This is a genomic window from Mycobacterium sp. 2-64, from assembly GCF_035918375.1.
GTDB classification, from domain to species: Bacteria; Actinomycetota; Actinomycetes; order Mycobacteriales; family Mycobacteriaceae; genus Mycobacterium; species Mycobacterium intracellulare.
Genome location: NZ_CP142361.1, coordinates 1,648,414 through 1,659,215 on the forward strand (window position 1 = coordinate 1,648,414; position 10,802 = coordinate 1,659,215).

Genomic DNA, 10,802 nt, shown 5'->3' on the forward strand with positions numbered 1-10,802 from the left:
TTGCCGGGTGACTGAGAGCGCCTACCTCGTGGGGCTGCGGCTGACCGGCAAGAAGGTCGTCGTCGTCGGCGGCGGCACCGTCGCCCAGCGCCGGCTGCCGTTGCTCATCGCCAGCGGCGCCGACGTCCACGTCATCTCCCGCAGCGCCACCCGGTCGGTCGAGGCCATGACCGGAATCACCCTGGCACTGCGCGAATACCGCGACGGCGACCTCGACGGCGCCTGGTACGCGATCGCGGCCACCGACGACCCGCGCGTCAACGAGGCCGTGGTCGCCGAGGCCGAAAGCCGCCAGATCTTCTGCGTCCGAGCGGACATCGCCGTCGAGGGAACCGCGGTGACGCCAGCGTCTTTCAGCTATGCGGGGCTGTCCGTCGGCGTCCTGGCCGGCGGCGAGCACCGGCGTTCGGCGGCGATCCGCTCCGCCATCCGGGAGGCGCTGCAGACCGGGGTCATCACCCCCGAGGGCCCGGTGGGCTCCGACGCCGTCAAGGGCGGCGTGGCGCTGATCGGGGGCGGTCCCGGCGACCCCGAACTGATCACCGTGCGCGGGCGCCGGCTGCTCGCCCAGGCCGACGTCGTGGTCGCCGACCGCCTCGCGCCGCCGGAACTGCTCGCCGAACTGCCCCCACACGTGGAAGTCATCGACGCCGCCAAGATCCCGTACGGGCGGGCGATGGCCCAGGACGCCATCAACGACGTGATGATCGAACGCGCCCGGGCCGGAAGCTTCGTGGTGCGCCTCAAAGGGGGGGACCCCTTCGTCTTCGCCCGCGGCTACGAGGAGGTGCTCGCGTGCGCCGAGGCCGGGATCCCGGTCACCGTGGTGCCGGGTGTGACAAGCGCCATAGGGGTGCCCGCACTGGCGGGTGTCCCCGTCACCCATCGGGCGATCAACCACGAGTTCGTGGTGGTCAGCGGCCATCTCCCACCCGGGCATCCCGAATCGTTAGTGAATTGGGATGCGCTGGCCGCGATGTCCGGCACGATTGTTTTGCTGATGGCCGTCGAACGCATCGAACTTTTCGCCGAAGCCCTTTTGGCAGGCGGTCGACCAGCGGATACGCCCGTGCTTGTCGTTCAGCACGGAACGACGGCCGCTCAACACACTTTGCGGGCCACCCTCGCCGACACGCCCGAAAAGATTCGCGCCGAGGGGATCCGACCTCCCGCGATCATCGTGATCGGCGCCGTGGCGGCTTTCGGGGTTTAAACGCTTCTTAAGATTACTGTAAGGTAACCCTTTATGACGGCTCTCAACGACTCAGAGCGCGCTGTCCAAAACTGGACGTCTGCACGCCCCGATCGTCCGGCCCCGGTGCGCACGGCGGAGACCGCCGCAAAACCCCCGGCGGAGACCGCCTCCAATCGCATCAGCAAGTACTACCCGGCGTGGCTGCCCTCGCGACGCTTCATCGCGGCCGTCATCGCCATCGGCGGTATGCAGCTGCTTGCGACGATGGACAGCACCGTCGCGATCGTCGCGCTCCCCAAGATCCAAAACGAGCTCAGCCTGTCCGACGCCGGCCGCAGCTGGGTGATCACCGCCTACGTGCTGACATTCGGCGGGCTGATGCTGCTCGGCGGGCGGCTCGGTGACACCATCGGGCGCAAGCGCACCTTCATCGTCGGTGTCGCCCTGTTCACCATCTCCTCCGTGCTGTGCGCCGTCGCCTGGGACGAGGCGACCATGGTCATCGCCCGGCTGTCGCAGGGCGTCGGGTCGGCCATCGCCTCGCCGACGGGCCTGGCGCTGGTGGCGACCACCTTCCCCAAGGGACCGGCGCGCAACTTCGCGACCGCGGTCTTCGCCGCGATGACGGCCGTCGGCTCGGTGATGGGCCTCGTGGTCGGGGGAGCGCTCACCGAGGTGTCGTGGCGGCTGGCGTTCCTGGTGAACGTGCCGATCGGCCTGGTGATGATGTACCTGGCCCGCACCGCGCTGCGCGAGACCAACCGCGAGCGGATGAAGCTGGACGCCACCGGCGCCATGCTGGCAACCCTGACGTGCACCGCCGCGGTGTTCGCCTTCTCGATGGGGCCGGAAAAGGGGTGGGTTTCGATCACCACCATCGGTTCGGGTGTGGTGGCGATGCTCGCCGGGCTGGGCTTCATCATCGTGGAGCGCACCGCCGAGAACCCCGTCGTGCCGTTCGATCTGTTCCGCGACCGCAACCGCCTGGTCACGTTCACCGCGATCTTCCTGGCCGGCGGGCTGATGTTCAGCCTGACCGTGTGCATCGGCCTGTACGTGCAGGACATCCTCGGCTACAGCGCGCTACACGCCGGCGTCGGCTTCATCCCGTTCGTCATCGCGATGGGGATCGGCCTCGGCATCTCCTCGCAGCTGGTGTCGCGGTTCTCGCCGCGGGTCTTGACCATCGGCGGCGGCATCCTGCTCTTCTGGGCGATGCTCTACGGCTGGGCGTTCATGCACCGCGGCGTCGCCTACTTCCCCAACCTGGTGTTGCCGATCGTGGTCGGCGGGATCGGCATCGGCATGGCCGTCGTGCCCCTGACGCTGTCGGCCATCGCCGGTGTGGGTTTCGATCAGATCGGTCCCGTCTCCGCGGTCACGCTGATGCTGCAAAGCCTGGGTGGCCCGCTCGTGTTGGCCGTCATCCAGGCCGTGATCACTTCGCGGACACTGTATTTGGGCGGCACCACCGGCCCGGTGAAGAACATGACCGACGCGCAGCTGCAGGCGCTCGACCACGGGTATACCTACGGCCTGCTGTGGGTGGCCGGCGTGGCCGTCATCGTCGGCGGTGCCGCGCTGCTCATCGGCTACACCCCCGACCAGGTTGCGCACGCGCAAGAGGTCAAGGAAGCGATGGACGCCGGGGAGCTGTAGCTCGCTGACCCTTCGCGAGAGTGCAGCTACCTACGTCCTACTCGGGAAACGCGTCGCTGGTTGCAGTCTCGGGCTGCCGGATACCGGGCCCCGCGTCACCGCTAGGCTAGCCCGCTGTGATCACCCGGATGTCCCAGCTGTTTTTGCGCACGTTGCGCGACGATCCCGCCGACGCCGAAGTCGCCAGCCACAAGCTGCTGATCCGGGCCGGCTACATCCGGCCCGTCGCACCCGGGCTGTACAGCTGGCTGCCGCTGGGCCTGCGGGTGCTGCGCCGCATCGAGCGCATCGTCCGCGAGGAGATGAATGCCATTGGCGGGCAAGAGATCCTGTTTCCCGCCCTGCTGCCCCGCGCGCCCTACGAGGCAACGAACCGATGGACCGAATACGGCGACTCGGTGTTCCGGCTCAAAGACCGCCGCGGTAACGACTACCTGCTGGGCCCGACGCACGAGGAGTTGTTCACCCTGACGGTCAAGGGCGAATACAGCTCCTACAAAGACTTTCCGGTCCTGCTCTACCAAATCCAGAACAAGTACCGCGACGAGGCGCGGCCGCGCGCCGGCATCCTGCGCGTGCGTGAGTTCCTGATGAAGGACTCCTACTCGTTCGACGTCGACGACGCCGGGCTCAAGGCCGCCTACCACGCGCACCGCGAGGCCTATCAGCGCATCTTCGCGCGCCTGCAGGTGCGCTACGTCATCGTCTCGGCGGTCTCCGGCGCCATGGGCGGCAGCGCCTCCGAGGAGTTTCTGGCCGAAAGCCCGGTCGGCGAGGACACCTTCGTGCGCTGCCTGGAGTCCGGCTACGCGGCCAACGTCGAGGCCGTCGTCACCGCGCGCCCGGAGGCGCAACCGATCGACGGGCTGCCCGAGGCGGTGGTCCACGACACCGGCGACACCCCGACCATCGCCACCCTGGTGGACTGGGCCAACACCGCCGACCTGGGCCGCACCGTCACCGCGGCCGACACGCTGAAGAACGTCCTGCTCAAGGTGCGCGAGCCCGGTGGGGACTGGGAGCTGCTGGCCATCGGGCTGCCCGGCGACCGTGAGGTCGACGACAAGCGGCTGGGCGCGGCGCTCGAACCGGCCGAATACGCGATGCTCGACGACGCCGACTTCGCCAAGTACCCCTTTCTGGTGAAGGGATACATCGGCCCGAAAGCGTTGCGCGACAACGGTGTTCGCTACCTGGTCGATCCACGGGTGGTGGACGGCACCAGCTGGATCACGGGGGCCGACGAGCCTGGCCGGCACGTCGTCGGGCTGGTCGCCGGCCGCGATTTCACCGCCGACGGCACCATCGAGGCCGCCGAGGTGCGCGACGGGGACCCGTCGCCGGACGGCGCGGGCCCGCTGGTGTCGGCGCGCGGCATCGAGGTCGCCCACATCTTCCAGCTCGGCCGCAAATACACCGACGCCTTCACCGCCGACGTGCTCGGCGAGGACGGCAAGCCGGTGCGCCTGACGATGGGCTCCTACGGCCTGGGCGTCTCGCGGATGGTGGCCGTGATCGCCGAGCAGCACCACGACGAGCTGGGGCTGCGGTGGCCGTCGTCGGTCGCGCCCTTCGACGTCCACCTGGTGATCGCCAACAAGGACGACCGGGCCCGCACCGGGGCCACCGAGCTCGCCGGCGAGCTGGACCGGCTGGGCGTCGACGTGCTGCTCGATGACCGCCAGGCGTCACCCGGGGTGAAGTTCAAGGATGCCGAGCTGTTGGGCGTGCCCTGGATCGTGGTGGTGGGGCGCGGCTGGGCGGACGGCGTGGTGGAACTGCGCGACCGCTTCGGCGGGCAAACCCGCGAACTGGCGACGGGGGCGTCGCTGGCCGCCGACATCGCGGCGGCGCTTGAGACGGGCTAGTCGTTGCCGCCCGGGAAGCTCGTCGTGATCGGCCAGGCGCCCAACACCCGGTTCCACCGGGCGGCCATGACCGCGCTTTGCACCAGCGCCGTCGAGGCGAACGCCCGGTCCTCGGCGGTCTCGGCGTGTTCGGCGACAACGCGCCACGCGCCGGCGCCGTCGTTCTCCATCCGCGCGGCCAGCCGCGCCGCGTCCGCCGGGCTGCCGACCACCAGGGGCAGCTGGTAGCCGGCGGCGGCAACCGGGGCGGTGACCTTGCGGGCGGTCAGCATCGCGATGACGTCGTCGCGGCGCTGCCGGTGCTGCTCGAGCGCCTCCACCACCATGCCGTTGACGCTGGGCGGCGACATGGCCGAGACGATGCCGTAGCCGTAGATCGTCGAGTGTTCGATGGCCAGTGCGTCGGACAGCGCGGCGTTGTCGGCGTCCTTCCCCGAGCTCATATCGACGGCCCCCCGGGCACCAGCGCCACGGTGTAGGACGCCGTGCAGGACGCGGCGATCGAGGCGAGCAGCCCGGCCCGGTAGCCGGATTCGGTGCCCACCAGGCGAGCGGCGCTGTCGGCCGAGGCGTGCAGCGCGTTGATCACGTCGGCCACCGGCGGCGGGGGAGGCGGGGGACCGGCCGGCTCGGCCTGACTCGGGCTGGGCGTTTCGCTCGACGACGGCGCGGCGAGCTTGCCGGCGGCCCGCGCGATCTCGGTGGACAGCGCGCGGGCGTGCGCGGCGCGCTGGCTCGCCACCACCGTCAGCGCGGCGGCGACCTGCGGGGGGTTCCCGACGGCCGAGGCGGCGGCCGTCGCCAGCGCGCTGTCGTGGCGCGCCTGGTCCAACGGGCCCAGCAGTTGTTCGACGGGCGGGGGCTTGGGCGCGGACTTTCCGCACGCGGACACCACACCGAGCGCGGCCAAAGCGACGCCGCCGGAGAGGACGTCTCGCCGGTTGACGAACGGAACTGCGCTAGGCACAAGCACATCCTGCCACCGGTGCGTCGGCGGGCATGAAGCCAGCACGCGATCGCGCCGCCATCCGCGATTCCTGGCGTATCGTGGATAGCTGGTTCTCGCAGAGGACAGCCAGCATGTTCTCCGCCGGGGCACCGGAAGCCGGACGCGAAGCCATCGCGGCGGCGACATCCGCCAGATGACCGGACAACTCAAGATGAGGAGCTCGCCGTGACCACCGGGCTACCGTCGCAGACGCAGGTGATCGAGCTACTCGATGGAGAGTTTGCGCGCGCGGGATACGAGATCGAAGACGTGGTCATCGACGCACGCACCCGGCCCCCACGCATCACGGTGATCGCCGACGGCGACGACGGCCTCGACCTGGACACGGCCGCCACGCTGTCACGCTCGGCGTCGGCGCTGCTCGACGGACTGGACACCATCGGCGACCACTACGTGCTCGAGGTCTCCTCGCCCGGCGTGGACCGCCCCCTGACCAGCGCGAAGCACTTCCGCCGCGCCCGCGGCCGCAAGGTCGACGTCACCCTGTCCGACGGATCGACGCTGACCGGCCGCATCGGCGAGACGAACGAGGACGCCGTCGCGCTGGTGGTTCGCACCGGCCGAGACTGGGCGATCCGCGAAATCTCGCTCGGTGATGTCGTCAAAGCTGTTGTCCAGGTGGAGTTTTCGCCCCCTGCCGACGCCGAACTGGCACTGGCGAAGCGTGGGGCTGGGGAGGAGCGGTGCTGATGAACCGCGCCGGCGACGATGCAGAGCGTAGCGATGAGAAGGAGCGGCGCAGATGAACATCGACATGGCCGCACTGCATGCGATCGAGGTGGATCGGGGCATCTCGGTCAACGAGCTGCTCGAGACCATCAAGTCCGCGCTGCTCACCGCCTACCGGCACACCGAGGGCCATCAGAACGACGCGCGGATCGAGATCGACCGCAAGACCGGCGTCGTCCGGGTGATCGCCCGGGAGACCGACGAAGACGACAACGTCATCAGCGAATGGGACGACACCCCCGAGGGCTTCGGGCGCATCGCCGCCACCACCGCACGCCAGGTGATGCTGCAGCGATTTCGCGATGCCGAGAACGAGCGCACCTACGGTGAGTTCTCCACGCGTGAGGGCGAGATCGTCGCGGGCGTGATCCAGCGTGACAGCCGGGCCAACGCGCGCGGCCTGGTGGTGGTGCGGATGGGCACCGAGACGAAGGCGTCCGAGGGCGTGATCCCGGCCGCCGAGCAGGTCCCCGGCGAAAGCTACGAACACGGCAACCGCGTGCGGTGTTACGTGATCGGGGTGACCCGCGGGGCCCGCGAGCCGCTGATCACGCTGTCACGCACCCACCCCAACCTGGTCCGCAAGCTGTTCTCCCTGGAGGTGCCCGAGATCGCCGACGAGTCGGTCGAAATCGTGGCCGTGGCGCGCGAGGCCGGCCATCGCTCCAAGATCGCGGTGAAGTCGAACCTGCCCGGCCTGAACGCCAAGGGCGCCTGCATCGGCCCGATGGGTCAGCGGGTCCGCAACGTGATGAGCGAGCTCTCCGGCGAGAAGATCGACATCATCGACTACGACGAGGACCCGGCCCGCTTCGTCGCCAACGCGCTGTCACCCGCCAAGGTGGTCTCGGTGTCGATCATCGACCCGTCCGCCCGCGCCGCCCGGGTGGTCGTCCCCGATTTCCAGTTGTCACTGGCCATCGGCAAGGAGGGCCAGAACGCGCGGCTGGCCGCCCGGCTCACCGGCTGGCGCATCGACATCCGCGGGGACTCGCCCGGCGGGCATCCGGAGAACGAGCCCGAACACGGCGCCACCCACGGAATGGCCCACGACCGCTAGGGCGCGCCCGCACATCCTCGGGCGGTGCTGACCATCGATCCGGTGACGCTAGACTATTTCTGATCCAGCGTGAGCCTTCGGCCTCCGAAACCCAGAAGGGCGCACCGACACATGGGTGGACCCGTGCGGACGTGTATCGGGTGCCGAAAGCGAGAGTTGGCCGTCGAACTGCTTCGCGTGGTGGCTGTGCCGACCGGGAACGGCGAATTCGCCGTGATCGTTGACACAGGCAGTCGCCTGCCGGGGCGGGGTGCGTGGCTGCATCCCGTGCCGCACTGCGCACAACAGGCGATCCGGCGGCGGGCTTTCACCAAGGCGCTGCGCATCACCGGTTCACCGGACACCTCCGCGGTGGTCGAGCACATAGAGTCGCTGAGTGCGCCCGATCGCCCGGCAACAGAACAGGTAGCAAAGAACATGAGCACACCGTGAAGTCCCGATGACAATGTGTCATAGCTAAACCCGAGGCGCGGCCCCACGACTGTCGCCTCATAGACAGGAGATGTAGTGGCAGGTAAGGCCCGCGTACACGAGTTGGCTAAGGAACTCGGTGTCACCAGCAAGGAAGTCCTCGCCCGACTGAATGATCAGGGCGAATTCGTCAAATCCGCATCGTCGACGGTAGAAGCGCCGGTCGCTCGCCGGCTGCGCGAGTCCTTCGGCGGCGGCAAGCCCGCGGCCGAGAAGGCCCCCGCGAAGGCCGCGAAAGGCGACGCCAAGGCCCCCGACAAGGCCCCCGACAAGTCGCTCGACGCGGCCCTCGACAACGCGATCAACAAGCCCGCCGGCAACGGCGAAGCGACCGCGACGCCGGCCCAGCCCGGTGGCGCGGCGCCCGCTGCCGCCGCCCAGGCCTCCGGCGCCGCGCCGAGCGACGCCCCGGCGCGACCGGGGCCGGCCCCCGCGCGCCCGTCGGCGCCGTCGCCAGGGCAGCCGAAGCCGCCCGCTCCCGGCCAGGCGCCGCACCCTGGCATGACGCCGGGCCCGCGCCCCGGCCCCATCCCCAAGCCCCGCGCCCCGCGCGTCGGCAACAACCCGTTCTCGTCGGCGCAACCCGTCGACCGGCCCATCCCGCGCCCGGCGGCGCCGCGTCCCGGAGCGCCCCGCCCGGGCGCGCCGCGGCCCGGCGCCTCCCCGGGCAACATGCCACCCCGGCCCGCCGGCGCCGCCGGACAGGGCCGCCCGCCGCGCCCCGGCGCCCCGCGGCCCGGCGGCGGCCGGCCCGGTGGTCCCGGCGGTCGTGACGGAGGAGGCGGCAACTACCGCGGCGGTGGCGGCGGAGTCGGCGCCCCGCCCGGAGGCGGCGGCGGTTTCCGCGGCCGGCCCGGTGGCGGCGGCGGCCGTCCCGGCCAGCGCGGCGGTGCGGCCGGCGCGTTCGGCCGTCCCGGCGGCGCGCCCCGGCGTGGCCGCAAGTCGAAGCGGGCGAAGCGCGCCGAGTACGAGAACATGCAGGCCCCGGTCGTCGGCGGTGTGCGGTTGCCGCACGGCAACGGCGAGACGATCCGGCTGGCCCGCGGCGCGTCGCTCTCCGACTTCGCCGACAAGATCAACGCCAACCCGGCCTCGCTGGTGCAGGCGCTGTTCAACCTCGGTGAGATGGTGACGGCCACCCAATCGGTGGGCGACGAGACGCTCGAGCTGCTGGGCAGCGAGATGAACTACGTCGTCCAGGTCGTCAGCCCGGAGGACGAGGACCGCGAGCTGCTCGAGTCCTTCGATCTGACCTACGGCGAGGACGAAGGCACCGAGGAAGACCTGCAGACCCGCCCGCCGGTGGTGACCGTGATGGGTCACGTCGACCACGGTAAGACCCGGCTGCTGGACACCATCCGTAAGGCCAACGTGCGCGAGGCCGAGGCGGGCGGCATCACCCAGCACATCGGCGCCTACCAGGTGTCCGTCGAGCACGACGGCGACGAGCGGCCGATCACCTTCATCGACACCCCGGGTCACGAGGCGTTCACCGCCATGCGTGCCCGCGGCGCGAAGGCCACCGACATCGCGATCCTGGTGGTGGCCGCCGACGACGGCGTCATGCCCCAGACGGTGGAGGCCATCAACCACGCGCAGGCCGCCGACGTGCCCATCGTGGTCGCGGTCAACAAGATCGACGTGGAGGGCGCCGACCCGGCCAAGATCCGCGGCCAGCTCACCGAATACGGTTTGGTGGCAGAGGATTTCGGTGGCGAGACGATGTTCGTCGACATCTCCGCCAAGCAGGGCACCAACATCGACGCGCTGCTCGAGGCGGTCCTGCTGACCGCCGACGCCGCCCTGGACCTGCGGGCCAACCCCGACATGGAGGCCCAGGGTGTCGCGATCGAGGCGCACCTGGACCGCGGCCGCGGGCCGGTCGCGACCGTGCTGGTGCAGCGCGGCACGCTGCGCGTCGGCGACTCGGTGGTCGCCGGCGACGCCTACGGGCGCGTGCGCCGCATGGTCGACGAGCACGGCGACGACGTCGAAGAGGCGTTGCCGTCGCGGCCCGTGCAGGTCATCGGGTTCACGTCGGTGCCCGGCGCCGGTGACAACCTGCTGGTCGTCGACGAGGACCGCATCGCCCGCCAGATCGCCGACAAGCGCAGCGCGCGCAAGCGCAACGCGCTGGCCGCCCGCTCGCGCAAGCGGATCAGCCTGGAGGACCTGGACTCGGCGCTGAAGGAAACCAGCCAGCTGAACCTGATCCTCAAGGGCGACAACGCCGGTACGGTCGAGGCGCTCGAAGAGGCCCTGATGGGCATCCAGATCGACGACGAGGTGGCGCTGCGCGTCATCGACCGCGGCGTCGGTGGCATCACCGAAACCAACGTCAACCTGGCGTCGGCGTCGGACGCGGTGATCATCGGCTTCAACGTGCGGGCCGAGGGCAAGGCCACCGAGCTGGCCAACCGCGAGGGCGTGGAGATCCGCTACTACTCGGTGATCTACCAGGCGATCGACGAGATCGAGAAGGCCCTGCGCGGCATGCTCAAGCCGATCTACGAGGAGAACCAGCTGGGTCGCGCCGAGATCCGGGCGATCTTCCGGTCCTCCAAGGTCGGCATCATCGCCGGCTGCATGATCAGCTCCGGCGTGGTGCGGCGCAACGCCAAGGCCCGGTTGCTGCGCGACAACGTCGTGGTCACCGAGAACCTCACGATCAACTCGCTGCGACGCGAAAAGGATGATGTGACCGAGGTCCGCGAGGGCTTCGAATGCGGTATGACGCTGGGCTATTCCGACATCAAGGAAGGCGACATCATCGAGTCCTACGAGCTGGTCCAAAAGGAACGGTCGTGACCC

General features: G+C 70.0%; 9 protein-coding genes. 7 read left to right on the forward strand and 2 right to left on the reverse strand.

Features of this window, described 5'->3' with window-relative positions:
• The first annotated feature begins 7 nt into the window (after nt 1-7).
• The 3 genes from cobA to QGN31_RS08025 all read left to right on the forward strand — a co-directional run bounded on the left by cobA (nt 8) and on the right by QGN31_RS08025 (nt 4,722).
• Nucleotides 8-1,213 (forward strand): uroporphyrinogen-III C-methyltransferase, encoded by a 1,206-nt coding sequence (gene cobA, locus QGN31_RS08015; RefSeq protein WP_009953420.1) that lies wholly within the window; start codon nt 8-10, stop codon nt 1,211-1,213.
• Between the two features lie 33 nt (nt 1,214-1,246).
• Nucleotides 1,247-2,854 carry an MFS transporter gene (locus QGN31_RS08020; protein ID WP_026071284.1) on the forward strand — a complete coding sequence of 536 codons (1,608 nt, stop codon included), beginning with the start codon at nt 1,247-1,249 and terminating at the stop codon, nt 2,852-2,854.
• A 116-nt stretch (nt 2,855-2,970) separates the two neighbouring features.
• Nucleotides 2,971-4,722 (forward strand): proline--tRNA ligase, encoded by a 1,752-nt coding sequence (locus QGN31_RS08025; RefSeq protein WP_014942594.1) that lies wholly within the window; start codon nt 2,971-2,973, stop codon nt 4,720-4,722.
• Here QGN31_RS08025 and QGN31_RS08030 read toward each other — a convergent pair.
• Complete coding sequence (locus QGN31_RS08030; RefSeq protein ID WP_008258734.1) at nt 4,719-5,165, reverse strand: ferritin-like domain-containing protein; 447 nt, start codon at nt 5,163-5,165, stop codon at nt 4,719-4,721. The two genes, QGN31_RS08025 and QGN31_RS08030, sit on opposite strands and share 4 nt — an antisense overlap.
• Nucleotides 5,162-5,689: a hypothetical protein gene (locus QGN31_RS08035; RefSeq protein ID WP_014942593.1), complete on the reverse strand. Its 528-nt coding sequence runs from the start codon at nt 5,687-5,689 to the stop codon at nt 5,162-5,164. Before QGN31_RS08035 ends, QGN31_RS08030 begins: the two co-directional genes overlap by 4 nt.
• Before the next feature lie 207 nt (nt 5,690-5,896).
• Here QGN31_RS08035 and rimP point away from each other — a divergent pair, with 207 nt between their 5' ends.
• From rimP to infB, 4 genes are all read left to right on the forward strand, one after another.
• The gene (gene rimP / locus QGN31_RS08040) at nt 5,897-6,421 is read left to right on the forward strand and encodes a ribosome maturation factor RimP (RefSeq protein ID WP_014942592.1); all 525 of its coding nucleotides are present in this window, start codon (nt 5,897-5,899) and stop codon (nt 6,419-6,421) included.
• 52 nt (nt 6,422-6,473) lie between these two features.
• Complete coding sequence (gene nusA / locus QGN31_RS08045; protein ID WP_009955964.1) at nt 6,474-7,520, forward strand: transcription termination factor NusA; 1,047 nt, start codon at nt 6,474-6,476, stop codon at nt 7,518-7,520.
• Between the two features lie 156 nt (nt 7,521-7,676).
• Nucleotides 7,677-7,952 carry a YlxR family protein gene (locus QGN31_RS08050; RefSeq protein ID WP_009955965.1) on the forward strand — a complete coding sequence of 92 codons (276 nt, stop codon included), beginning with the start codon at nt 7,677-7,679 and terminating at the stop codon, nt 7,950-7,952.
• A 75-nt stretch (nt 7,953-8,027) separates the two neighbouring features.
• Entirely contained in the window at nt 8,028-10,799 is a 2,772-nt protein-coding gene (infB, locus tag QGN31_RS08055) for a translation initiation factor IF-2 (RefSeq protein WP_014942591.1), read from the forward strand.
• The last annotated feature ends 3 nt before the right edge of the window (nt 10,800-10,802 follow it).

Excerpts from the sequence above, each read along its gene's own strand:
- nusA (WP_009955964.1), top strand. The coding sequence starts at position 6,474 with ATGAACATCGACATGGCCGCACTGCATGCGATCGAGGTGGATCGGGGC.
- QGN31_RS08030 (WP_008258734.1), bottom strand. The coding sequence starts at position 5,165 with ATGAGCTCGGGGAAGGACGCCGACAACGCCGCGCTGTCCGACGCACTG.
- QGN31_RS08020 (WP_026071284.1), top strand. The coding sequence starts at position 1,247 with ATGACGGCTCTCAACGACTCAGAGCGCGCTGTCCAAAACTGGACGTCT.